The organism is Microtetraspora sp. NBRC 13810 (genome assembly GCF_030268685.1).
GTDB lineage: Bacteria > Actinomycetota > Actinomycetes > Streptosporangiales > Streptosporangiaceae > BSRQ01.
In genome coordinates this window covers 120,224-142,496 of record NZ_BSRQ01000008.1, presented here as the reverse complement: position 1 = coordinate 142,496, position 22,273 = coordinate 120,224, and the positions used below count along the sequence as shown (strand labels likewise).

Genomic DNA, 22,273 nt, shown 5'->3' with positions numbered 1-22,273 from the left:
CCACTGCTCTCCGTCGCCGTCCGCCCGCCGTTTTCCCACCAGGTTAGCGGGGAGAACCGTCAATAAAGCTTCTTGAGAGTTTAGCCCCCGGCCGAAGGGCTTCCCGGCCCCGAACGCCCCGTCCGGGCAGCCCCTGAGCACGGCCTTCCCACTCTGCCACGCCGATCCGCCGAGGTGGGAGCACCGCGGCGGCGGGACTTCCGGCGTGAGTTGCGTGACCACGCGCCTAACCACTGTTGGCCAGGCGGGATAATTGACAACATGCGCCTATCCGCTCGAGTCGACTACGCCCTTCGTGCCGCCGCCGAGCTCGCCGCCGCGGGTGACGGCCCGACCACCGTGGGTGAGCTGGCCAAAGAGCAGGACATGCCACCCAAGTATCTGGAGAACATCCTGCTCCAGATGCGCCGAGCAGGGCTCGTGCGCGGCCAGCGTGGCCCAGAGGGTGGATACGTCCTGGCCCGCCCGGCGGGTGAGATCTCGCTCGCCGACGTCATCCGCGCCGTCGACGGCCCGCTGGCCAACGTGCGGGGCGAGCGCCCCGAGCACGTCGGCTACCGCGGCGCCGCCGAGTCGCTGCAGGAGGTGTGGATCGCGCTGCGCGCCAGCGAGCGCGCCATCCTGGAGGAGGTCACACTCGACAGCGTCGCCTCCGGCACCCTGCCCGACCGCGTCCGCAAGCTCGCCGCCGACCCCGCGGCCTGGGACTGACCCCGCCGGGCGTCGCGCCATGCCCGAGGGGGACGCGGTCTACCGGACCGCCCGGCGCCTGCGCCGGGCGCTCGACGGGCGGGTGCTGACCCGGTCGGACTTCCGGGTGCCGCGTCACGCGAGCGCCGACCTGACCGGCCGCGGCGTGCACGAGACCGTGTCCAGGGGCAAGCACCTGCTCACCCGGGTGGAAGGCGGCCTCACCGTGCACACGCACCTGCGGATGGACGGCTCCTGGCGGGTGCTCCCCGCGGGCGCGCGGCTCCCCGCGGGTGATCTGAGGACCGACGCGATCAGGCTTATCCTGGCCAACGCCGAGTGGCTCGCGGCCGGCGTACGGCTCGGCGTGGTGGATCTGCTGCCCACCGCCGAGGAGGACCGCGTCGTCGGCCATCTGGGGCCTGATCTGCTCGGCCCGGACTGGGATCTCGCCGAGGCGGTGCGCCGGCTGTCGGGAGCTCCGGCCGAGACGATCGGCGTGGCGCTGCTCGACCAGCGCAACCTCGCCGGGATCGGCACCATCTACCGCGCCGAGACGCTCTTCCTGGCCGGGGTGTCGCCGTGGCGGCCGGTGGGCGCCTTCAAGGACGCGGCATCTCTCGGCAAAGTGGTGGACCTCGCCCATCGTCTCCTGACGGCGAACCGGGACAGGGCGGGCATCGTGACCACCGGCGACGCGCGGCCGGGCCGGAGCACGTGGGTTTACGGCAGGCCGGGGCGCTCCTGCCACCGGTGCGGCACCCGGATCAGGACCGGGTCGCTCGGCGGGGTCGGCCCGTCCGAGCATGGGTGGCCGCGCAGCGGTCAGCGGCCTTCGTCATCCGAGGAGTCACGGGAGGAGTCACGGCCGGATGAGTCACGGTCATCCGAAGAGTCACGCGCTGGTGTCCGGGGCGGCATGCGGCGCACTCCGCACCAGGACCCCGTCAAGGACACACGTGGCGGGCGGCCGTCTCAGGAGCGGCTGATCTACTGGTGTCCCAGCTGCCAGCCGGCCTGACGGGCCGTCTTGCCGTGGGCCGCGACCTCAGGCCGCGACCATGTCCTTGACCTCGGGGAAAACGGTGTCGCCGATCGTGCCCGGGACCGTCTCCGTCATGGGCAGGCGCTCGCGCTCCGGCACGTCGGCCAGCACGGGGGCCGCCTGGAGCTCGGCGAGCGCGAACTGGTCGGACACCTCACGAAGCACCTGGGACAGGGGAACCCCAAGCGCACCACAGATCGACGCGAGCAACTCCGAAGACGCCTCCTTCTGACCGCGCTCCACCTCGGACAGGTATCCGAGTGAGACGCGCGCCAAAGTGGACACTTCTCTCAGAGTGCGGCCCTGCCGCACCCTCAGCCGCCGCAACACGTCACCGAGCAGCTGACGCAGCAAGACCATCTGTCGCTCCCTCCCCGGCGCGGAAGCCTTCATCACACCCCGCGCGATCGGTTCGTGCCGCCCATCCTTCGACCTACCTTCGTGCATGCTCCTCGCCGTCATCACCGTTCTCGTGGGCCCGCCGGCCGGGCTCCCGCTGTATTCGCTTTTCGCCGATGGCTTACGGACCTCACTCACAGCTCCACCGTACCCGCATCCACCGACAGCGCGGCAGACCGCGGTGAGCATGTTCGCTGGGGACGTAACACGGTAATCACCCGAAATGTTCCCTCATGTTCGCCTCCAGCACGCCGTGTAATAGATCAACCGCCTCTTTTACCGTCTTTACCCGGATCTGATCGCGTGATCCATCCAAGCGGACATTCCTGTGCCAGACGTGGCCGCCGGGTCCGCTCACGGCCACGTGGACCGTGCCCACCGGGCGGCCGTCCTGCGGCTCCGGACCGGCCACCCCCGTCACGGCGACGCCGTACGTGGCGTGTGTGAGGTTGCGCACTCCGGTCGCCATGGCGGCCGCCACCTCGGGGTGCACGGCTCCCTCGCGGGCCAGGAGGTCGCCGGGGACGCCCAGCAGGCCCTCCTTGAGCTCCGTGGCGTAGGAGATGACGCCGCCCCTGAAGGCCGCCGAGGCGCCCGGCACGGCTGTCAGCGCCGCGCCCAGCAGGCCGCCGGTGAGCGACTCGGCGACGGCGACCGTCGCACCCTGGCCCACCAGTAGCGCAAGCACCTCAGCCTCGGTCGTCACCCGCCCGTGCCCTCCTGGCCACCTGGCGCAGCCGGATCGCCCGGATCACGTAGTCGACGCCGGTGACCACCGTGACCGCCAGCGCCAGGCCCATCACGACCCAGCGCACCGGGTCCGGCACGCCGGGCAGGATGAACAGGCCGATCGCGAGGATCTGCAGCACGGTCTTGACCTTGCCGCCGTAGCTGGCGGGTATGACGCCGTGCCTGATCACCGCGAAGCGCAGCACGGTGATGCCGATCTCCCTGACCAGGATGACGAGCGTCACCCACCAGGGCACCTCGCCCAGGATCGACAGGCTCACCAGGGCGGCGCCCATCAGCGCCTTGTCCGCGATCGGGTCGGCGATCTTCCCGAAGTCGGTCACCAGGCCGTAGCGGCGGGCCAGCTCGCCGTCGAGCAGGTCGGTCAGCGAGGCCAGCACGAAGACCACCAGCGCCGTCGCCCGCCAGCCGTCGCCCGGCAGGAAGAGGAACGCCACGAAGAACGGCACCAGCACCAGGCGGACGACGGTCAGCACGTTGGCGATGTTCCAAGGGCTGACGCCACGGCCCTTCGCCGACGAGGTCGTGCCTGGCGGCTCTGTCATGGACCGGCCTTGATCCGGGCGATCAGGTCGACGCCCTCGGCGTCCATCACCACGGCGCGGACGATCTGGCCGGGGACCAGCCCGATGCCCTGGACCGTCACCGACCCGTCGACCTCGGGGCCCTGGTGGGCCGCACGGCCCTCGTAGCCGCCGTCGCCGAGGTCCTCCTCGATGAGGACCTCCACCTCGGCTCCGATGCGCTCCTCGGCCCGCTGGGCGGTCAGCTCCTCGGCCAGCTCGGTGAGGGCGGCCACCCGCGCGTCGACGACCTCCTGGTCGAGCTTGCCGTCGAAGGAGGCGGCCTCGGTGCCCTCCTCGTCGGAGTAGCCGAACACGCCGATCACGTCGAGTCTCGCCTCTTCGAGGAAGCCGACCAGCTCGGCGAACTCCTCCTCGGTCTCGCCGGGGAAGCCCACGATGAAGTTGGACCGCACGCCCGCGTCCGGCGCCTCGGCGCGGATGCGCTCCAGCAGCTCCAGGAAGCGGCTCGGGTCGCCGAACCGGCGCATCCTGCGCAGCACGCCGCCGCTGGCGTGCTGGAAGGACAGGTCGAAGTAGGGCGCCACGCCCTCGGTGCCGGCGATGGCCGACAGCAGCCCGGGGCGCAGCTCGGCCGGCTGGAGGTAGCTCGCGCGCACCCGCTGGATCCCGTCGACCGCGGCCAGCGAGGGCAGCAGCTTCTCCAGGGCCCGCAGATCGCCGAGATCCTTGCCGTAGGACGTGGAGTTCTCGCTCACCAGGACCAGCTCGCGGACGCCCTGGCCGGCCAGCCAGGCCGCCTCGTCCACCAGCTCCTGCGGCGGGCGGGACAGATAGGCGCCGCGGAAGGCCGGGATGGCGCAGAAGGAGCAGCGCCGGTCGCAGCCGGAGGCCAGCTTGAGCGAGGCGACCGGGCCGGTGCCCAGGCGCCTGCGCAGCGGCGCGCGCGGCCCGCTGGCCGGAGCCAGCCCCTCGGGCAGGTCTCCGTGCCCGGGCACGGAGACCTTCGGCGCAGCGCCGCGCTCGACCGGCGAGATCGGCAGCAGCAGCCGCCGGTCCCGCGGGCTGTGCGGCACGAGCGGCCTGCCCTCGACCACGTCGTCCAGACGGTCGCCGATCTCGGCGTAGTCGTCGAAGGACAGGACGGCCGCGGCCTCGGGCAGCGCGTCGGCGAGCTGGTCGCCGTAACGCTCGGCCATGCACCCTGCGGCGATCACCTTTGCCCCCGAGTCGGCGGCGGCGAGCAGGGTGTCGATGGAGTCTTTCTTCGCCGATTCGATGAAGCCGCAGGTATTGACGACGATCACGTCGGGATCGTCGTCCCCCAGCTGCCAACCGGCAGCCTCAAGTCGCGCGGCGAGCTCTTCGGAGTCGACCTCGTTGCGCGCGCAGCCCAGTGTGATCAGCGATGCGGTTCGGCGGGATGACATGGTGAACACTACGGTATCGGGAGTTGGCCACTACCCGCCCCACTCCCCCACCCTCTCAGGCTCGCCAGGGTGGGAAACACTCCCGAAACCGTGCCTCATCCCGGGGTCACCGCGGCTTCGGAGCACCGGGCCCGAAGGAGCGGCGCACCGTCTCTCCCGGGGCTCCCGGCACACCGAGGTCCTTTCCGTTGACCTTGAGCGTGACCCCGCCCGCGTTGCCGATAACGATTCGGACCTTGTCCCGTGCCTTCCACGTCGACGTCTTGCCCGCCGGCAGGGTGCCGGTGAACAGGCGGCGTCCCTTGGCGTCCACCACCCTGAGCCAGGACGGCGCCGTGGTCCTGACGCTCACCTCGACCATGCTCGCCTGCCCGGCCGGCGCCGCCGCCGCGGGCCGGGGAGGTGCACTCTGTCCGGCCGAGGGAGCCCCCGGCCGCTGCCGTACGTCGGCCGAGCGCTCGCCTTCGCCGCCCATGACCCGGACGATGCCGAAGATCACCACGATGGCCAGCGCGACCAGCAGCGCCATCGACCAGTTGGGTGAACGCCGCTCGCGTAGTTTGATGGGATTGTCTGCCTGGAAGACCTTGGCCGCGCGCACCGGTCCCGGCACGCCGCCCTGTATCTCGTCGTATCGCGCGACCGTGGCGTCCGGGTCGAGCCCGACCGCCTTCGCGATGTTCCTGACGTGACCTCTGGCATAGAAGTCGCCGCCACACTGGGAGAGGTCGTCGCGCTCGATCGCATAGATGAGCGCCTCCCTGATCCGTGTCCGTGCGCTCAACTGGCTCACCGTGAGACCGGCCGCTCGCCGTGCCTCCGCCAGAGTCGCCCCGATGCCCTCGCTACGCACATTCATAACCACGCCTCCCGCCCCCCGACGTTGCGTAGTGAGTCCTATTCAATCAGTAATTGACCGCAGAGCGTGCAGCGGGGGTCACTCGCCGCGCAGATCGGCTATGAGACCGGGCAGATCGTCCGGTTTCACGATCACTTCGCGGGCCTTGGAGCCCTCGCTCGGGCCGACGACGTTCCGGCTTTCGAGCAGGTCCATGAGCCGTCCGGCCTTGGCGAAGCCGACCCGCAGCTTGCGCTGGAGCATCGACGTCGAGCCGAACTGCGTGGTCACGATCAGCTCGGCCGCCTGGATCAGGAGGTCGAGGTCGTCGCCGATGTCCTCGTCGATCTCCCGCTTGGCGGTCGCGGCCGCCGCCACGTCGTCGCGGTACTCGGCCTGCATCTGGCTCTTGCAGTGGGCGACGATCTCGGTGATCTCCTTCTCCGAGACGAACGCGTTCTGCAACCGCATGGGCTTGCTGGCGCCCATCGGCAGGAAGAGCGCGTCGCCCTGGCCGACCAGCTTCTCCGCGCCCGGCTGGTCGAGGATGACCCGGGAGTCGGCGAGGGAGGAGGTGGCGAAGGCGAGACGCGAGGGGACGTTCGCCTTGATCAGGCCGGTGACCACGTCCACCGACGGGCGCTGGGTGGCGATCACCAGGTGGATGCCGGCGGCGCGGGCGAGCTGGGTGATGCGGACGATGGAGTCCTCCACGTCACGCGGGGCGACCATCATCAGGTCGGCCAGCTCGTCCACGATGACCAGCAGGTAGGGGTAGGGCTGGTAGACCCGCTCGCTGCCCGGCGGCGGCACCAGCTTGCCCGCGCGCACCGCCTTGTTGAACTCGTCCACGTGCCGGAAGCCGCTGGCGGCCAGGTCGTCGTAGCGGCGGTCCATCTCGCCCACGACCCATTCCAGGGCTTCCGCGGCCTTCTTCGGGTTGGTGATGATCGGCGTGATGAGGTGCGGGATGCCCTCGTAGACCGACAGCTCCACCCGCTTGGGGTCCACCAGCACCATGCGCACCTCGTCCGGGGTCGCGCGCATGAGGATCGAGCTGATCAGGCCGTTGACGCAGACCGACTTGCCCGCGCCGGTGGCGCCGGCGATGAGCAGGTGCGGCATCTTGGCCAGGTTGGCCACGATCGTGCGCCCCTCGACGTCCTTGCCGAGGCCGACGATCATCGGGTGGTGGTCCGCCTGAGCCACCTGGGCGCGCAGCACGTCGCCGAGCGCGACCAGGTCCTTGTCGGTGTTCGGGATCTCCACCCCGATCGCCGACTTACCCGGAATAGGCGACAGGATCCGGACATCTGCCGACTTGACGGCGTAGGCGATGTTCTTGGTGAGCGCGGTGACCTTCTCCACCTTCACCGCGGGGCCCAGCTCGATCTCGTACCGGGTGACCGTCGGCCCCCGGGTGAACCCGATGACCTGCGCGTCGATCGCGAACTGTTCCATGACGCTGGTGAGCGCGTTGACCACCACCGTGTTGGCCTTGGTCTGCGGCTTGGGCGCGGTGCCCGGCCGCAGCGTCTGCAGGTCCGGCAGCGCGTACGGCCCCGCCTGCGGGGACAGCACGAGCTGCTCGACCTTGCGCGGCGCCGGGCTGGGCGCGGGCGGCTCCGGCTTGCGCTCGGCGGCCGGCGGCTCCTCCTCCTGGATCAGGCCCGGCACGATCTCCGGCGAGTGCTCCTCCCGCTTGTCGGTGAGCACCGGCGTGTCGTAGGGCGGCTCGCCCTCCCGCTCGGGCAGGCCGTCGTCCTTCTTCTTCTCCCGCCGTTTGCGCTTCGGCGCGGCCTGCTTGGCGCCGTCCGGGCTCCCGCCCTTGTTGAAGAGCATGTGCTGGATCTCCGCGAGCCGCTCGGGGATCCGGTGCACGGGCGTGGCCGTGATGACGAGCACCCCGAAGCCGGACAGGATGAGCAGCAACGGAATCGTGATGAAGGCGGGCAGGATGCTGGACGGCGGCGCCGAGACGATGAACCCGATCATGCCGCCGGCCGCGGAGATCCGGTTCATCCCGTCGTTGGGCCCGCCCGACGGGTAGGGCGTGCCGTTGGCCACGTGCACCACGCCGAGCACGCCGACCACGAGCGCGCCCCAGCCGATGCTCATCCGCGTCGTGTCGTCGTTCTGGTCCGGGTGCCGCAGCAGCCGCCAGGCGAGCAGCGCGAGCAGGATCGGCACGGCCCAGGCCAGCGAGCCGAAGACCCCGCGCACCACCGCGTCGACGACGGTCGCGACGGCGCCCCTGGTCTCCCGCCAGATCATGGCCGCGAGCACGATGGCGCCCGCGAGGACGGCGAAGCCGAGCCCGTCGCGGCGGTGGGCCGGGTCCAGGTCGCGCGCGCCCTGCCCGATGGCCCGCGCCACTCCGCCGATGCCGTGCGCGAAGACCAGCCACACGCCGACGATCAGCCTGGCGATCAGCGTGAAGACCATGCTGATCGGGTCCTTGTGCAGCGCGCCGGAGCCGCGCGGCGGCGGCGTGCTCCTGCCTCGCGCCGCGGGAGCCCGCTTGGCGGGGGCCGCACGCGTCGTAGGTGCCGGGCGCTTCGCGGACCCCCTCTGAGAGCCTTTGGGGGTGCCCTTGGACGTACGGGTGGCCATGATGGCCAAGGTACGGGGGAGGCGCTCCGCGGGGTACGTGACACGCCGAAGAGCGGACATCCCGGGCCGAAAGCGAACGGCCGACCCCCACGTGAGAGGCCGGCCGGAGGATCCGCCGGTCAGGGGCTGATCCTCCCCACACCCGCGCCGCCGGTCACGACGGACCTGACCGAGCTGGGCGTGTCCAGGCTGTGACGGCGCCTTCGTAGCCGTCACTGAGGGTGTTGTGGTCGATCCACACCCGGATGGAGTACTGCACGTTGATCGCGTCGTCGTTCCAGCCCCTGAAGGTCAGGTTGCGGATGATCACGTTGGACGCGCGGGACACGTTGAGGCCGCAGCCGGTGATGGTCGCGCCGGAGTTGCCGGGATGGTCTTGTTCGAGCCAATGTCGATCATGCCGGAGCAGCTGATGGCGCCGGAGACCCGGACCACCGCCGCGTCGGCGCCGGAGGCGGGGGCGGCGCGCCAATGCTTGCTTCCCCGTGCTATTTGTCCGACTCCAGGGTGCCCCCGTTGGCGACGTCGGACTTCTCGATCTCCCAGAAGACGATCCGGACGGACTCCCGCCTGGCCTTGAGGATGTCCACGGCGGCCTCCGTCACCGCGGCCACGAAATCCCTGCGCTGGTCCATCGTCCGGCCGGAGAGCATTTCAACGGTGATGTTAGGCATAATGTCCTCCATTAGCATCGTTGCACGACATAACACCATATTTCACTACATGGAACAAGGAGTGATTCGTGGACGTCGTGGTGCTGGGCGAGCCGCTCGTGGAGTTCTCCGCCGACCGGTCGCTGAACGACGCGGAGCAGTTCCGCCTGTCGTTCTCCGGCGACGCAATGAACGCCTCCGTGGCCGCCGCAGCCGCCGGGGCGCAGGTGGCCCTGGTGACCCGGGTGGGCGATGACGAGTTCGGCGAGCGGCTCATCGCCTTCGCGGCCGAGCGCGGCGTCCTGACCGGCTGGATGGCCAGGGGTGAAGGGCACACCGGGGCGTACGCGGTCGGCGCCGACCCCTCCGGCGAGCGGGCGTTCTCCTACATGCGGTACGGCAGCGCCGCCTCCAGGATGACCCCCGCCGACGTGGACCGCGCCCCGCTGGCGCAGGCCCGCGTCGTTGTGCTCAGCGGCATCACCGCGGCCATCTCCGCCACCTGCGCGCAGGCCGTGCCGTACGCCGCGCGGGCCGCCTCCGGGCGGGTCGTCTACGACCCCAACTACCGCGCCAGGCTCACCGGCCCGCGGGAGGCGCGCGAGACGCTGGCGGCGGTCGCCCCGCACGCCGCACTGATCAAGATCTCCAGCCCCGGCGACAGCTCCGCGCTGCTCGGGGAGACCGAGCCGCGCGAGGTGGCCCGCGCCTGCCTGCGCCTGGGCGCGGCGGCGGTGGCCGTGACCATGGGCGAGCACGGCGTGCTGCTGGCCGAGGGCGAGGCCGAGCCGGTGGCGATCCCGGCCATGCGGACCGAGCTGATCGTCGACCAGACCGGCGCGGGCGACAACTGGACCGGCGCCCTGGCCGCCTGGCTGGCCCGGGGACGGCCGCTGGCCGAGGCCGTGCGCGCGGGCACCGCCGCGGCCACGGTCAGCCTGGCCGGCCAGGGCGGCACCGGCAGGGTCGCCGACAGGGCCGAGATCGAGCAGCTCATCGCCTGAGAGCCGCGGCGCCACCGCTCAGCCGACGGGGGCACCGAGGGCGAGGGACACCTCGCGGGCGGCCTTGACCACCTCCGGGGCGAGCGCCTCCAGCCCGGAGCGGTCCAGGTCCATGGCGAGCGCCGAGATCGAGATGCCGCCCAGCACCTGGCCGGTGTGGTCGAAGACCGGCGCGCCGACGCACAGGATGCCCGGAACGTTCTCCTCGTCGTCGATGGCGTAGCCCGCCGAGCGGACCCCGGCCAGATGGGCGATCAGGTCGTCCTCCGCGGCCAGCGTGGCCGGGGTCTGCCGGGGCACCCCGGTGCGCCCGGCGATGGCGCGCACCTCGTCCTCTGCCAGGTGGGCGAGGATGGCCTTGCCGATCGCCGTGCAGTGCAACCGCAGGCTCATCCCCACCCGCGAGGGCATCTGGTACGGCCGGCGGCCCTCCAGCTTGTCCACGTAGACCGCCTCGTCACCGCTGCGGATGGCGAAGTGCGTCGTGTAGCCGGTGCGCTCGTGCAACGCGCGCAGGGCGCTCGCGGCCTGGCGGGCCGGGTCGAAGCGGGTCATCACCCGGCCGGCGAGGGTCAGGATGCGCGGGCCCGGCTCATACCCCCCGGCGCCGTCGCTGCGCGCGAAGCCCCATTCGACGAGCGACTGCAGGATCCGGTGCACGGTCGACTTGGAGACGCCGGTCACCGCGGCGATGTCGGTCACGCGGTGGTGCTCGGCGATCGCCTCGAGCACCGCCAGCGCCTTGTCGATGGAACTGCCTTCCCTCACCACGCTCAAGAGCCTACTAACGAGCGAGCCACCCGCCGTCGACCGCCAGCACGTGTCCGTTGACGTAGTCGGCGGCGGAGGAGGCGAGGAAGACGGCGGCGGTGGGGCGCGTGGCGTGCGCGGGCGGCGAGACGAAGTAGAACGCGCCACCGGCGAAGGCGACCTCCCGCGCGCCGCGCCCGGCATAGAGGCACTCCCTCAGGCTCTCGGTGTCCATCCCGGGAATCTGGTCGGGCGCGGTGGCGTGCCGTACCTGCATCCGAACTCCTGTTTCGCTACATAGGACATAGCGTTGCTACATAGAACATACAGGAGCGGACAGGTGACGTCACTCCACGCGCGCCCGAAGGAGACCTCAAGGACGACAGGGATTCACGGGCTAACGTCGCGACTCCCGCCGGCCGCCGCGCGGCACCGGGGGGATGGCGGCGAGCGCGCACAACACCTGGTCGAGGTCGCGGCCCTCCTTGCCGTCCCGCCCGGGGGCGAGCTGCCCGCGGCCGGGTGCGGTGCCGAGCATCTGGGCCAGCTCCAGCAGCGTCTCGCCGTGCCGCATGCCGGCGGCGACGGCGTCGACCGCGGACAGCAGGTCGGCGCACACCTGCGAGGCGCGGTCGGCGGACATCTCCTCTCCCCGGCGCGGAGCGGCCCCCGGCTCGCCGGTCAGGGTCTGGTGCGGATCGGTGCGCCGGTGGTCCACCCGGTCGATGATCGCCCGGTCGGGCGGCCGGTAGGAGGCGTAGACCTCACTGGAGACGAGGTTGCGCGCGGCGGTGCGATAGATCCTGGCGAAGACGCCGACCGCCCTGGCCGGGGGCCGGCGGCCCGCCTCCGGCCAGGCCTCGTAGTCGTACAACCTGGCCCTGCGCAGGGCGGCCATGTCGGCCGCGTTGTAGGCGTCGACCACGTCGCCGGCCGTGCGGCCGTGCGCGAAGCGATAGAGCCGGAGCGGGCTGACCGGGTGGTCCAGCGCGAACACGGCGGCTATCTGGTCGAAACTGAGCCCCTGCTCCCGCAGGATGCCGCTGCGTCTGCGGCATTCGAGCAGCGTGCGGTAGCCCTCGCCGGACATCGGCCCCTCCTCCAACCAAGAAACAATGACGATCCGTTACCAACGATATACTCTTGGCCACGGGATCGGTGCTACGGGTTGGTCACACAGGGCCACCAGCCGCCCCATCGACACCACGGGAGTCGCCCGATGTCCGCGCGTCCCGGCGTTCCGCAAGCTCCCGGCGGCTGGCCGGGCATCGGCCACGCGATCCCGCTGCTCCGCAGGCGGCTCGAGTTCTTCACCTCGCTCGCGGCGCTCGGCGACGTCGTGGAGGTCAGGCTCGGCCCGACCCCGGCCTACGTCGTCACGCATCCGGAGCTGGTGCACCGGGTCCTGGTCACCCACGCCAGGGACTACGCGCGCGGCCGGTTCTTCGACCGGCTCACGTCGCTGATCGGCGAGGGCCTGGCGACCACCTCGGGCCAGACCCACCGGCGGCTGCGGCGGATGGTGCAGCCCGCCTTCCACCACTCCCGCTTCACCGCCTACGCCGAGGTCATGCGCGAGGCGGCGGAGACGATGACGGCCTCCTGGCGTCCCGGCCAGACGATCGCCGTCGACCGCGCGGTGAACGACCTGTCCCTGCGGGTGGTGGCCAAGACGCTGTTCGCGTCCGAGGTGGGCGAGCAGGCCGCCGCCCGGATCGAGCGCAGCATGCCGATCGTGATGCACGGCGTGCTGCTGCGCACGATCCTGCCCACCGTCTGGGGCCGGCTGCCCACGCCCGGCAACCGCCGCTACGACCGGGCCATCGCCGAGATCACCCGGGCCGTGGGCGAAACCATCGACGCCTACCGCGGCGGCGGCGTCGACCACGGCGACGTCATGTCCATGCTGCTCGCCGCGCGTGACGAGGGCGGTCGGCCGCTGTCCGACGAGCAGCTCCGCGACCAGGTGCTCACCCTCTTCATCGCCGGCGCCGAGACGACCGGCGCCGAGCTGGCCTGGGCGCTGTGGGAGCTGGGCCGCCGCCCCGACGTGGAGCAGCGGGTGCACGCGGAGCTGGAGGCGGTGCTCGGCGACAAGCCGCCCGCCTGGGAGCATCTGCCCTCGCTCGACTACACCGCGCGGGTCATCGCCGAGTCGCTGCGGCTGCACTCGTCGTGGCTCATCATGCGCCGCACGCTGCGCGAGACCTCCCTCGGCGGCGTCACGCTGCCCAAGGGCGCCGAGGTGATCTACAGCCCCTACATGCTGCACCACGACCCGCGCTGGTTCCCCGACCCGCTGCGTTTCGACCCGGACCGCTGGCTGCCCGGCATCGACGGGGGCGCCCCGAAGTGGGCGCACATCCCGTTCGGCTCGGGGGCGCACAAGTGCATCGGCGACTCGTTCGCCAGCGCCGAGATGCTCATCGCCATGGCGGTGATCTGCTCCCGCTGGCGGCTGCGCCCCGACCCGGCCCGCGCGCCCAAGGAGGTCGCGACCGTCACCGTCCGCCCCGACCGCCTGCCGATGACCGCCGAGCTGCGGGTTCCCGCGCCCAGCCGGGCCCGGTGACCCGCGCGGCGGGCGTCACGCCGTGGCGAGCGGCGGGCGTCACGCCGTGGAGAAGCGGTAGACCGTCGTCGAGCGGTACTCCTCGCCGGGCCGGAGCACGGTGGAGGGGAAGTGCGGCTTGTTCGGGGAGTCGGGATAGTGCTGCGTCTCCAGGCACAGCCCGGCGCGCCTGCCATACGGCGTCGCCCCCGGGTCCAGGGAGTTGCCGGTGTAGAACTGCACGCCTGGCTCGGTGGTGAACAGTTCCATGATCCGGCCGGAGCGCGGGTCCTCGACCCTGGCCTTGACGCCGTCGCCGGGGTTGAGCGCCCAGCAGTGGTCATAGCCGTCGCCGATCACGAGCTGGGGATGGTCCTGCCCGATCCGCTCGCCCACCGGGTGCGGCCGGGTGAAGTCGAACGGCGTGCCGGCCACCGGCGCGACCGCGGCCGGGATCTTGTCCTCGTCCACCGGCAGATAGCCGTCGGCGTCGATGGTGACCACGTGGCCGAGCACGTCGCCGGAGCCGGCGCCCGCGAGGTTGAAGTAGGAGTGGTTGGTGAGGTTGATCACGGTGGGCGCGTCGGTGCGGGCCTGATAGTCGATCCGCAGCTCGTGCCCGGTGACCGTGTAGGTGACGGAGACGGTCAGGGTGCCCGGGTAGCCCTCTTCGCCGTCGGGGCTGACGTAGCCGAGCCGCAGCCGCCCGTCGCCGGCCTCCTCGGCCCGCCACAGGCGCTTGTCGAAGCCGCGCAGGCCGCCGTGCAGGCTGTTGGTCCCCTGGTTGCGGGCCAGGTCGTAGGTCCGGCCGTCCAGGGTGAACCGGCCGCCGGCGATGCGGTTGCCGTACCTGCCGACGAGCGCGCCGAAGTAGCGGCTGCGTTCCAGGTAGCCGGGCAGGGTGGCGCAGCCGAGCGCCACGTCGGCCCGGCCGCCCGCGGCGTCGGGGGCCTCGACCGACTGGATGATCGCCCCGTAGGTGAGCACGCTCACCCGCAGCCCGTCCCCGGTGCCGAGGATGTGACGCTCGACGGGCTCGCCCGACGGGAGGGTGCCGAATTCTTCCTTCACGACGACCTCTCGATCGATGGTGGTGGCGCGGTCGACTCCCTGACCACCAGGCTGGTCTCCAGCGTGGTCAGCGCCGGTGTCGCGGCGTCCTTCGCCCCGACCGCCTGGAGCAGCAGATCGACCGCCGTACGGCCGGCCGCCGAGGTGGGCATGGCGACCGTGGTGAGCTTCGGCCGGTTGAGCCGGCCGGGCACTATGTCGTCCACCCCTATCACGCTGACGTCGCCCGGCACCCGCAGGCCACGCTCGTACAGCCCTTCGATGAGGCCGATCGCGACCATGTCGTTGTAGGCGAGCACGCCGGTCACGCCCGCCTTGACCACGTCGCCGGCGGCGGCCAGGCCGCCCTGCTCGGTGGGCGGGTTGGGCCCGAGGATGGACAGGTCGAGCCCGGCCTCGCGGGCGGTCGCGGCGGCGGCCTCGCGCATCTCGCCGCTGGTCCACGAGCCGCTCGGCCCGGCGACCAGGCCGATCCTGCGGTGGCCCAGCGAGGCCAGGTGGGCGACGGCGAGACGGGCGCCGTGCCCGACGTCCATGAGTACGGTGCTCATGCCCTTGACCCGCCGGTTCACCACGACGAACGGCACGTCGGCGCCCAGCCGCTCGATCGCCCGGTTGCTGAGCCGGGGGCTGCACAGCAGCACGCCGTCCACCTGCTTGGTGAGGGTCTGGATGAGCTCCTCCTCCACCAGCGGGTCCTCGTCGGTGTCGGCGACGAAGACGTGGTAGTCGCGCTCCCTGGCGTGTGCCTGGGCCGACTTGATCAGCGGCGGGAAGAACGGGTTGGCGATGTCGGCGACGATCAGCCCGAGGTTGTGGGTGCGGCCGGTGGTGAGCGCGCGGGCCGCCCGGTTGGGCCGGTAGCCCAGGTCCTCGGCGGCGGCCAGCACCCGGTTGCGGGTCTCGGTGTTGACCAGATGGGGCGCCGAGAACGTGCGGGACACCGTGGAGACGTGCACGCCGGATGCCCGTGCCACGTCCCGGATCGTCGCTGCCACCGAGCCCCTCTCCCCCTCCGCCGCGCGTCCACGCGCTTTCCGCCTGCACAATAATGCAACCGGTTGCAGCCATGTCAATCATGGAGACCGACCACGGACACCCCCTCCGCCCCACTTTAGGGGGAAATATCCCGCTAAGTCGCCCGCTATCCATTCCGGGCAAGCGTTTACCAAACTGAGTCTTGACGGTCTCGTCACACGGCTGAAATCTTGCGTGCAAGCGGTTGCAGCCCCTGGAAACACTCACCTGTTAAGGAGTCGCCGGCCATGGCAATCGCCCAGGCGTCGCTGGAACGGCGCCGACGTCGCCGGCCCGGCCATCGGCCCCGATCCCCTCGGACGCCCTACGTGCTCATCGCGCCCGCCGTGGTCGCGATGCTCGGGTTTCTGGTCTATCCGATGGCCAGCGTCGTCTACTACAGCCTTCAGCACTACAACGTCACCCAGCCGTGGGACAACGGCTTCGCCGGCCTGGACAACTTCCGCACCCTGCTGTTCGAGGATCCGCTCTTCTGGCAGAGCCTCGGCTTCAGCGTCAGATGGGTGGTCGTCGAGGTGGTGCTCCAGCTGCTGTTCGGGCTGGCGCTGGCGCTGATCGTCAACGAGACCTTCGTCGGCCGGGCCGTGTCCCGGGCGCTGGTCTTCTCCCCGTGGGCCGTCTCCGGCGTGCTCACCACGGGCATCTGGGTGCTGCTCTACAACCCGCAGACCGGCGTCTCCCGCTATCTCGCCGACCTCGGCCTGATGGAGTACGGCGCGGCGCCGCTGGCCGACCCGGACACGGTCTTCGCCGCGGCGGTGCTCGCCGAGCTGTGGCGCGGCGTGCCGTTCTTCGCCATCCTGCTCCTCGCCGACCTGCAGACCGTCTCCAAGGACCTGTACGAGGCCGCCTCGGTGGACGGCGCGAGCCGGATCCGCAGGTTCTTCCACATCACGCTGCCGCACCTCAAGGACGCGATCATCCTGTCCACGCTGCTGCGGGCGGTATGGGAGTTCAACAACGTGGACCTCCTCTACACGCTCACCGGCGGCGGCCCGGCCCACCAGACGACGACACTGCCGCTCTACGTGGCGGCCACCGCCGCCCAGTCGCACGACTTCGGCTACGGGTCGGCGCTCACCACCGCCGCCTTCCTCATCCTGACCTTCTTCTCCATCGCCTATCTGCGGCTGAGCAAGTTCGGAGCCCGCTGATGACGACCCAGACCGCCCCGCCCCGGCACGACGCGCCGCCCGCGCCGCCCCGGCCGCGGCACCGGCCCGCCTCCGCCCAGCGGGTCAGCCGCTGGCAGATCTATGTACCGCTCGGCCTGTACCTGCTGTTCACCCTGGTCCCCTTCTACTGGATGCTGGTCTTCGCGCTGCGCCCGCGCGGCTCGTCCTCGCTGATTCCCTGGCCGATCACGCTGGAGAACTTCGCGACCATCTGGAACGGCCTGGGCTTCGCGGTCTTCTTCCGGAACAGCCTGCTGGTCGGCGCGGCCTCGCTGGTGGCCACCACGGTGATCGCGCTGGCCGGGGGGTACGCGCTGGCCCGCTACGACTTCCGCGGCAAGCGGCTGTTCATGGTCGCGATGCTGTGCACGCAGTTCATCCCGGGCGCGATGATGCTCATCCCGCTGTTCGAGATCTTCCGCACGCTCGGCCTGGTGAACACGCTGTGGAGCCTGGTCATCGCCGAGACGGTGTTCCAGCTTCCGCTCTCGCTGATCCTCATCAGCGGCTTCATCAAGAACATCCCGATGGAGCTGGAGGAGGCCGCCTGGGTGGACGGCTGCACCCGGCTGCGCGCGTTCTTCGCCGTGGTGCTGCCGATGCTGCGTCCCGCCCTGGTGGCGGTCGGCTCGTTCGCCTTCATCCACAGCTGGAACAACTTCCTCTTCGCGCTGATGTTCATCAGCGACCAGGAGAAGTTCACCGTGCCCGTCGGGCTGGCGTACACGCTGGGCGAGTTCAGCGTCGACTTCGGCGCGCTGGCCGCCGGCGGCGTCGTGGCCGCGCTGCCCGTCGTGCTCGTCTTCGCGGTGATCCAGCGCTACCTGGTGCAGGGCATGTCCGCCGGGGCGGTCAAGGGATGACCACGAGGGAAGGGACGATGACGCTGGAAGCCGGATCGCGGATCCTGGTCACCGGGAGCGCGGGCAGGTTCGGGCGCAGCGTCGTGCGGGCGCTGGCGCAGGCCGGGCACGAGGTGCTCGGGGTGGACACCGCGCCGGGCACGCCGCCCACCGACATGCCGGCGGGTGTGGCGACGCTGCCCGCCGATCTGACCGACCTCGGCGAGGCGTTCGAGGTGATGGCGCGGTTCCGGCCGCGGGCCGTGGTGCACCTCGCCGCGGTGGCGACGCCGTTCAGCCGCACCGACGCCTTCACCTACCGGGTGAACACGCAGCTCGCGTTCAACGTGTGCGAGGCGGCGGCCCGGACCGGCGTGGAGCGCGTGGTGGTGGCGAGCAGCCCGACGGTCATCGGGTACGGCGCGCCCGGCGGCTGGGAGCCGGCCCGGCTGCCGATCGACGAGGGGCACCCGGTCGCGCCGTGGAACGCCTACAGCCTGTCCAAGCTGATCGCCGAGGAGGTGATGGCGTCCTTCGCGCGCAGCTCCCCCGGCACCGCCTTCGCCGCCGTGCGGCCGTGCTTCGTCATCGCCCCGGAGGAGTGGGAGGGCGCTCCGACGCAGTCCGGGCACACCGTGCGCGAACGGCTGGACCGTCCCGAGCTGGCCGGGGTGTCGCTGTTCAACTACGTGGACGCCAGGGACGCCTCCGAACTGGTGCTGACGCTGCTCGACCGGCTGCCCGGACTGCCCCCGGGTGAGGTGTTCTTCGCCGGGGCGGCGGACGCGCTGGCCCGCGAGCCGCTCGCCGAGCTGCTGCCCCGGATCCTCCCCGCCACCGCGGGACACGTGGCCCGCCTCACCGGGACCGCGCCCGCCTTCTCCTCCGCGAAGGCCGAGCGGCTGCTCGGCTGGCAGGCCAAGCGCAGCTGGCGCACCGAGATAGGAGAGATCTAGATGGACCTCAGCGGCGTCCTCTTCTTCCCCGTCACCCCCTTCACCGCGCGGGGCGGCCTGGCCGGCGACGTGCTCGCCGAGCACATCGGGCGCGGTCTGGCCCACCGTCCCGGCGGCGTCTTCGTGGCCTGCGGGACCGGGGAGTTCTCGGCACTGTCGGAGGCCGAGCACGCAGCGGCGGTGGGCGTGGCGGTGCGCGCCTGCGCGGGCGCGGCGCCGGTGGTGGCCGGGGCGGGCGGCCCGCTCGGCGCGGCGCTGAACCAGGCCGCGGCGGCCCGCGAGGCGGGCGCCGACGGGCTGCTGCTGATGCCGCCCTATCTGGCGCAGGGCCCGGCCGGCGGGCTGACCGCCTACGTCAGGGAGATCGCCGGGGTCGGCCTGCCGGTGATCGTCTACCAGCGCGGCCCGGTCGTGCTCGAGCCGGAGGCCGCGGTCGAACTGGCCCGCATTCCCGGCGTGGTCGGGCTCAAGGACGGCGTGGGCGACATCGACCGCATGCAGCGGATCGTGCTCGCCGTACGCGAGGAGATCGGCCCGGAGTTCACCTTCTTCAACGGGCTGCCGACCGCCGAGCTGACCATGCCCGCCTACCGCGGCCTCGGCGTCGAGCTGTACTCCAGCGCGGTGTTCGCCTTCGCCCCGGAGATCGCCACCGCCTACCTGAACGGCGACCACCGGCTGCTCACCGCCTTCTACGCCCCGCTGGTACGGCTGCGCGCCAAGGTGCCCGGCTATGGCGTCTCCCTGGTCAAGGCGGGGGTACGGCTGCGCGGGCTGGACGTGGGCCGGGTGCGCCCGCCGCTGGCCGAGCCGCTGCCCGAGCACCTGGCGGAGCTGGACCGGCTGATCAAGTCCGGTCTGGAGCTGGTGGGGGCGGCCTGATGCGGATCAGCGAGGTGCGGGTGAGCGCCCGCACCGTGCCGCTGCCCCGGCCGTGGGGGCCGGACGTGCCGGTCAACCATGTGATCGTCTGCGAGGTGGGCGCCGACGACGGGCGCACCGGGGTCGGGTTCTCCTGGACGCCGCAGATCGGGGCGGGCGCCGTCCGCGCGATGCTGGAGTCGGAGTGCCGTCCCGCCGTGCTCGGCCTGCCCGCCCATCCCGAGCTGGTGTGGGACCGGCTCTGGCGGCACCTGCGCGAGGCGGGCGGCGGCGGGGTGACCACGATCGCGATGGCCGCGATCGACATCGCCCTGTGGGACCTGCGCTGCGGCGAGCGCGGCCTCGCCGACGTGCTGGGCCGGCGGCGCGACAGCGTGCCCGTGTACGGGAGCGGCGTCAACCGGCACTACTCCCCCGAGGAACTGGTCGCCCAGGCGGAGCGCTGGGCCGCGGCCGGATACCCGGCGGTGAAGATCAAGGTGGGCAGGGACGACCTGCGCGAGGACGTCGAACGGGTGGCCGCGGTCCGCAGGGCCGTCGGGCCGGACACGCTGCTCATGGTGGACGCCAACCAGCGCTGGGACCTGCTGCGCGCCCGCCGGGCGATCGCGGAGCTGGAGCCGTACGGGCTGCACTGGGTGGAGGAGCCGCTGCCCGCCGACGACCTGGCCGGGCAGGTGCGGCTGCGGGAGAGCGTGCGGGTGCCGATCGCGCTCGGGGAGAGCCTGTACACCGTCTACGAGTTCCGCGACCTGCTGACCGCCGGGGCGTGCGACGTGGTGCAGCCGAACGTGGTGCGGGTGGGCGGCATCACGCCGTTCCTCCGGATCGCCGAGCTGGCCAGGGCGTTCGACGTCCCGGTGCATCCGCATCTGCTGCCGGAGATCTCCGGCCAGCTCGCCCTGGCCCTGCCGCTGCCGCCGATGGTCGAGGACGTGGAGGACGCGTCCTTCGCGGCGCTGGGGCTGCTGGCGGAGCCGTACCCGGTGCGGATCGCGGGCGGCGTGCTGCGGGCGGGCGGGCATCGCGGGCACGGGCTGGTGTTCTCCGCCCTCGACGGCGAAGGAGGCGGCCGATGACGGAACCCGTTCGCGTCGTGCTGGCGGGGGCGCACGGGCACGGCTGGTGGCACCTGGAGAACCTGCGCCGGCTGACCGCGTCCGGGCTGGTCCGGCTGGCCGGGGTGTGCGACGTGCGGCCGGTGGAGCCTGCGCTGCTCGCCGGGCTCGGCTCCCCCGAGCAGTCGGCCGACCTCGCCGAGCTGGTCGAACGCACCCGGGCGGAGATAACGATCCTGGTCACGCCCATCCACACGCATGCCGACCTCGCCGTCCAGGCGCTCGCCGCCGGGTCGCACCTGCTGCTGGAGAAGCCGCCCGCGGCGACGCTGGCCGACTTCGACCGGATCGCCATCGCCGTCGCGCGCAGCGGCCTGGCCTGCCAGGTGGGTTTCCAGAGCCTGGGGTCGCACGCGATCCCGGCGGTGCGCGAGCTCATCGCGGGCGGCGCGGTCGGCCGGGTGCGCGGCATCGGCGTCGCCGGGGCGTGGGCGCGGCCCGCGTCCTACTACACGCGCACCGCGTGGGCCGGGCGGCGGCGGCTGGACGGGGTGGAGGTGGTGGACGGCGCGCTGACCAACCCGTTCGCGCACGCCGTGGCCACCGCGCTGGCGCTCACCGACGCCCCGGTCGCCCGGACCGAGGTCGAGCTGTACCACGCGAACCCGATCGAGGCCGACGACACCTCCTCCATCCGGCTCCGGCTGGCCGACGGGACGGTGGTGACGGTCGCCGTCTCCCTGTGCGCCCCGCAGCGGCACGAGCCGTACGTCGTCGTGCACGGCGAGGAGGGCCGGATCACGCTGACGTACACGACGGACGAGGTACGCGTAGGCGACGGACCGGTCATCGGGCACCCCAGGACCGACCTGCTGGAGAACCTCGTCGCGCACGTGCGCGGCGGCGCCGAGCTGCTGGTCCCGCTGCACCGCACCACCGGGTTCATGGGGGTGCTGGAGGAGATCCGGCGGGCGCCCGCGCCGGCGGCCGTGCCCGAGGAGTTCCAGGAGCTCACCGTCGAGGACGGGGCCGTGGTGCGACGCGTGCTGCCCGGCGTCGCCGCCCTGACCGCCGAGAGCGCCGAGCGGCTAGCGCTGTTCTCCGAACTCGACGTGCCCTGGTCGGCCCCCGGCCCGGCCCTGCGGGTCGCCGGCCGTACGGTGGCCCGTTACGCCTTCCGGCCCGACCTGCCGGTGACCCTCTCCCCCCGGCCCTACCTGCACCCGGTGCGCACCCTCGGCGGGACCACGGTGACCGAGACCCGGCCCGCCGACCACGTCCACCACCTGGGAGTGAGCGTGGCGATCGCGGACGTGGCCGGGCGCAACTTCTGGGGCGGCCGGACCTGGGTGCCCGGCCGGGGCCCGGCGTGGCTGGACGACCACGGCGTGCAGCGGCACGTGCGGTTCCACCGGCGGGCGGACGACGGCTTCACCGAGCACCTGTCGTGGACCGCGCCGGACGGCGCCGAGGTGGTCCGCGAGGAGCGGACGGTGACCGCCCGGCCGGTGACCGGCGGCTGGGCACTGGACGTGACGTTCGCGCTGACCGGCGCGGACGACGCGCCCTTCGAGATCAACAGCTCCGGCTCCAAGGGCCGGACCGGGGCCGGATACGGCGGCTTCTTCTGGCGGGCCCCCGGCTCCTCCACCGGGCGGCGCGTCTACACCCGGGACGCGGAGGGCGAGGCCGCCGTGCACGGCTCCCGCGCCCCCTGGCTGGCGCTGTCCGGCACCGGCGCCGCGCCGGGCCGCCCGGACTGGACCCTGGTCTTCGTCCAGCCCGGCACCGGGACCGGCGGGCCGGAGCCGTGGTTCGCCCGGATCGGCGAGTACCCCGGCATCGGGGTGTCGCTGGCCTGGGACCGGCCGCTGACGGTGGAGCACACGCTGGTGCGCCGGGTCGTGACCGTGGTGGCCGACGGCCGGATCGACCGGGAGGAGGCGGCCGCCCTGGCCCTGGAGGCCGGCGCGAGCCGTACCTGAACGCAATCGGGGACCGACG

Annotated in this window: 23 protein-coding genes; 10 read left to right on the top strand and 13 right to left on the bottom strand. The window is 72.2% G+C overall.

Annotated elements, in window-relative coordinates; translation table 11 throughout:
- Positions 1 to 261 precede the first annotated feature (261 nt).
- The gene (locus tag QSK26_RS17965) at positions 262 to 711 is read left to right on the top strand and encodes an RrF2 family transcriptional regulator (RefSeq protein WP_285776309.1); all 450 of its coding nucleotides are present in this window, start codon (positions 262 to 264) and stop codon (positions 709 to 711) included.
- A gap of 19 nt (positions 712 to 730) precedes the next feature.
- Positions 731 to 1,711: a DNA-formamidopyrimidine glycosylase family protein gene (locus QSK26_RS17960; protein ID WP_285776308.1), complete on the top strand. Its 981-nt coding sequence runs from the start codon at positions 731 to 733 to the stop codon at positions 1,709 to 1,711.
- A gap of 27 nt (positions 1,712 to 1,738) precedes the next feature.
- On the opposite strand, the gene QSK26_RS17955 is transcribed toward QSK26_RS17960, so the two are convergent.
- The 8 genes from QSK26_RS17955 to QSK26_RS17920 all read right to left on the bottom strand — a co-directional run bounded on the left by QSK26_RS17955 (position 1,739) and on the right by QSK26_RS17920 (position 8,963).
- Positions 1,739 to 2,095, bottom strand: a complete 357-nt coding sequence (locus QSK26_RS17955; protein WP_285776307.1) for a helix-turn-helix domain-containing protein — start codon at positions 2,093 to 2,095, stop codon at positions 1,739 to 1,741.
- Positions 2,096 to 2,348: 253 nt separating this feature from the next.
- Entirely contained in the window at positions 2,349 to 2,840 is a 492-nt protein-coding gene (locus QSK26_RS17950) for a CinA family protein (protein WP_285776306.1), read from the bottom strand.
- Entirely contained in the window at positions 2,824 to 3,429 is a 606-nt protein-coding gene (pgsA, locus tag QSK26_RS17945; RefSeq protein WP_285776305.1) for a CDP-diacylglycerol--glycerol-3-phosphate 3-phosphatidyltransferase, read from the bottom strand. Before pgsA ends, QSK26_RS17950 begins: the two co-directional genes overlap by 17 nt.
- The gene (rimO, locus tag QSK26_RS17940) at positions 3,426 to 4,838 is read right to left on the bottom strand and encodes a 30S ribosomal protein S12 methylthiotransferase RimO (protein ID WP_285776304.1); all 1,413 of its coding nucleotides are present in this window, start codon (positions 4,836 to 4,838) and stop codon (positions 3,426 to 3,428) included. The genes pgsA and rimO overlap by 4 nt, the downstream gene beginning before the upstream one ends.
- 106 nt (positions 4,839 to 4,944) lie before the next feature.
- The gene (locus QSK26_RS17935) at positions 4,945 to 5,697 is read right to left on the bottom strand and encodes a helix-turn-helix domain-containing protein (RefSeq protein WP_285776303.1); all 753 of its coding nucleotides are present in this window, start codon (positions 5,695 to 5,697) and stop codon (positions 4,945 to 4,947) included.
- 78 nt (positions 5,698 to 5,775) lie between these two features.
- Positions 5,776 to 8,289 carry a DNA translocase FtsK gene (locus tag QSK26_RS17930; RefSeq protein ID WP_285776302.1) on the bottom strand — a complete coding sequence of 838 codons (2,514 nt, stop codon included), beginning with the start codon at positions 8,287 to 8,289 and terminating at the stop codon, positions 5,776 to 5,778.
- A gap of 154 nt (positions 8,290 to 8,443) precedes the next feature.
- Positions 8,444 to 8,617, bottom strand: coding sequence for a pectate lyase family protein (locus QSK26_RS17925; protein ID WP_285776301.1), 174 nt, complete (start codon positions 8,615 to 8,617; stop codon positions 8,444 to 8,446).
- Between the two features lie 160 nt (positions 8,618 to 8,777).
- Positions 8,778 to 8,963, bottom strand: coding sequence for a tautomerase family protein (locus QSK26_RS17920; protein WP_285776300.1), 186 nt, complete (start codon positions 8,961 to 8,963; stop codon positions 8,778 to 8,780).
- Positions 8,964 to 9,031: 68 nt separating this feature from the next.
- On the opposite strand from QSK26_RS17920, the gene QSK26_RS17915 reads away from it, so the two are divergent.
- Entirely contained in the window at positions 9,032 to 9,946 is a 915-nt protein-coding gene (locus tag QSK26_RS17915; RefSeq protein WP_285776299.1) for a sugar kinase, read from the top strand.
- An 18-nt stretch (positions 9,947 to 9,964) separates the two neighbouring features.
- Here the strand turns inward: QSK26_RS17915 and QSK26_RS17910 are convergent, their stop codons facing one another.
- The 3 genes from QSK26_RS17910 to QSK26_RS17900 form a co-directional block, all read right to left on the bottom strand.
- Positions 9,965 to 10,714: an IclR family transcriptional regulator gene (locus QSK26_RS17910; protein WP_285776298.1), complete on the bottom strand. Its 750-nt coding sequence runs from the start codon at positions 10,712 to 10,714 to the stop codon at positions 9,965 to 9,967.
- A gap of 16 nt (positions 10,715 to 10,730) precedes the next feature.
- Entirely contained in the window at positions 10,731 to 10,973 is a 243-nt protein-coding gene (locus QSK26_RS17905; protein ID WP_285776297.1) for a hypothetical protein, read from the bottom strand.
- 120 nt (positions 10,974 to 11,093) lie between these two features.
- Entirely contained in the window at positions 11,094 to 11,786 is a 693-nt protein-coding gene (locus QSK26_RS17900) for a hypothetical protein (RefSeq protein ID WP_285776296.1), read from the bottom strand.
- Positions 11,787 to 11,915: 129 nt separating this feature from the next.
- Between QSK26_RS17900 and QSK26_RS17895 the strand changes: the two genes are divergently transcribed.
- Positions 11,916 to 13,268: a cytochrome P450 gene (locus QSK26_RS17895; protein ID WP_285776295.1), complete on the top strand. Its 1,353-nt coding sequence runs from the start codon at positions 11,916 to 11,918 to the stop codon at positions 13,266 to 13,268.
- Between the two features lie 39 nt (positions 13,269 to 13,307).
- Here the strand turns inward: QSK26_RS17895 and QSK26_RS17890 are convergent, their stop codons facing one another.
- Together QSK26_RS17890 and QSK26_RS17885 are read right to left on the bottom strand one after the other, a co-directional pair.
- Positions 13,308 to 14,318 (bottom strand): aldose epimerase family protein, encoded by a 1,011-nt coding sequence (locus QSK26_RS17890; protein ID WP_285776294.1) that lies wholly within the window; start codon positions 14,316 to 14,318, stop codon positions 13,308 to 13,310.
- Positions 14,315 to 15,316 carry a LacI family DNA-binding transcriptional regulator gene (locus tag QSK26_RS17885; protein WP_285776293.1) on the bottom strand — a complete coding sequence of 334 codons (1,002 nt, stop codon included), beginning with the start codon at positions 15,314 to 15,316 and terminating at the stop codon, positions 14,315 to 14,317. The genes QSK26_RS17890 and QSK26_RS17885 overlap by 4 nt, the downstream gene beginning before the upstream one ends.
- Before the next feature lie 267 nt (positions 15,317 to 15,583).
- Between QSK26_RS17885 and QSK26_RS17880 the strand changes: the two genes are divergently transcribed.
- The 6 genes from QSK26_RS17880 to QSK26_RS41815 are packed head-to-tail and all read left to right on the top strand — an operon-like array spanning position 15,584 to position 22,254.
- Positions 15,584 to 16,510, top strand: a complete 927-nt coding sequence (locus tag QSK26_RS17880; RefSeq protein WP_285776292.1) for a carbohydrate ABC transporter permease — start codon at positions 15,584 to 15,586, stop codon at positions 16,508 to 16,510.
- Positions 16,510 to 17,394 carry a carbohydrate ABC transporter permease gene (locus QSK26_RS17875; RefSeq protein ID WP_285776291.1) on the top strand — a complete coding sequence of 295 codons (885 nt, stop codon included), beginning with the start codon at positions 16,510 to 16,512 and terminating at the stop codon, positions 17,392 to 17,394. The genes QSK26_RS17880 and QSK26_RS17875 overlap by 1 nt, the downstream gene beginning before the upstream one ends.
- A gap of 17 nt (positions 17,395 to 17,411) precedes the next feature.
- Positions 17,412 to 18,329, top strand: coding sequence for an NAD-dependent epimerase/dehydratase family protein (locus QSK26_RS17870; protein WP_285776290.1), 918 nt, complete (start codon positions 17,412 to 17,414; stop codon positions 18,327 to 18,329).
- Positions 18,330 to 19,211 carry a 5-dehydro-4-deoxyglucarate dehydratase gene (locus tag QSK26_RS17865; RefSeq protein WP_285776289.1) on the top strand — a complete coding sequence of 294 codons (882 nt, stop codon included), beginning with the start codon at positions 18,330 to 18,332 and terminating at the stop codon, positions 19,209 to 19,211.
- Positions 19,211 to 20,290, top strand: coding sequence for a mandelate racemase/muconate lactonizing enzyme family protein (locus tag QSK26_RS17860; RefSeq protein WP_285776288.1), 1,080 nt, complete (start codon positions 19,211 to 19,213; stop codon positions 20,288 to 20,290). The genes QSK26_RS17865 and QSK26_RS17860 overlap by 1 nt, the downstream gene beginning before the upstream one ends.
- Positions 20,287 to 22,254, top strand: coding sequence for a DUF6807 family protein (locus tag QSK26_RS41815; protein WP_352244341.1), 1,968 nt, complete (start codon positions 20,287 to 20,289; stop codon positions 22,252 to 22,254). Before QSK26_RS17860 ends, QSK26_RS41815 begins: the two co-directional genes overlap by 4 nt.
- The last annotated feature ends 19 nt before the right edge of the window (positions 22,255 to 22,273 follow it).

Excerpts from the sequence above, each read along its gene's own strand:
- QSK26_RS17965 (WP_285776309.1), top strand. The coding sequence starts at position 262 with ATGCGCCTATCCGCTCGAGTCGACTACGCCCTTCGTGCCGCCGCCGAG.
- QSK26_RS17960 (WP_285776308.1), top strand. The coding sequence starts at position 731 with ATGCCCGAGGGGGACGCGGTCTACCGGACCGCCCGGCGCCTGCGCCGG.
- QSK26_RS17955 (WP_285776307.1), bottom strand. The coding sequence starts at position 2,095 with ATGGTCTTGCTGCGTCAGCTGCTCGGTGACGTGTTGCGGCGGCTGAGG.
- pgsA (WP_285776305.1), bottom strand. The coding sequence starts at position 3,429 with ATGACAGAGCCGCCAGGCACGACCTCGTCGGCGAAGGGCCGTGGCGTC.
- rimO (WP_285776304.1), bottom strand. The coding sequence starts at position 4,838 with ATGTCATCCCGCCGAACCGCATCGCTGATCACACTGGGCTGCGCGCGC.
- QSK26_RS17935 (WP_285776303.1), bottom strand. The coding sequence starts at position 5,697 with ATGAATGTGCGTAGCGAGGGCATCGGGGCGACTCTGGCGGAGGCACGG.
- QSK26_RS17930 (WP_285776302.1), bottom strand. The coding sequence starts at position 8,289 with ATGGCCACCCGTACGTCCAAGGGCACCCCCAAAGGCTCTCAGAGGGGG.
- QSK26_RS17920 (WP_285776300.1), bottom strand. The coding sequence starts at position 8,963 with ATGCCTAACATCACCGTTGAAATGCTCTCCGGCCGGACGATGGACCAG.
- QSK26_RS17905 (WP_285776297.1), bottom strand. The coding sequence starts at position 10,973 with ATGCAGGTACGGCACGCCACCGCGCCCGACCAGATTCCCGGGATGGAC.
- QSK26_RS17900 (WP_285776296.1), bottom strand. The coding sequence starts at position 11,786 with ATGTCCGGCGAGGGCTACCGCACGCTGCTCGAATGCCGCAGACGCAGC.
- QSK26_RS17895 (WP_285776295.1), top strand. The coding sequence starts at position 11,916 with ATGTCCGCGCGTCCCGGCGTTCCGCAAGCTCCCGGCGGCTGGCCGGGC.
- QSK26_RS17880 (WP_285776292.1), top strand. The coding sequence starts at position 15,584 with ATGGCAATCGCCCAGGCGTCGCTGGAACGGCGCCGACGTCGCCGGCCC.
- QSK26_RS17875 (WP_285776291.1), top strand. The coding sequence starts at position 16,510 with ATGACGACCCAGACCGCCCCGCCCCGGCACGACGCGCCGCCCGCGCCG.
- QSK26_RS17870 (WP_285776290.1), top strand. The coding sequence starts at position 17,412 with ATGACGCTGGAAGCCGGATCGCGGATCCTGGTCACCGGGAGCGCGGGC.
- QSK26_RS17865 (WP_285776289.1), top strand. The coding sequence starts at position 18,330 with ATGGACCTCAGCGGCGTCCTCTTCTTCCCCGTCACCCCCTTCACCGCG.
- QSK26_RS17860 (WP_285776288.1), top strand. The coding sequence starts at position 19,211 with ATGCGGATCAGCGAGGTGCGGGTGAGCGCCCGCACCGTGCCGCTGCCC.
- QSK26_RS41815 (WP_352244341.1), top strand. The coding sequence starts at position 20,287 with ATGACGGAACCCGTTCGCGTCGTGCTGGCGGGGGCGCACGGGCACGGC.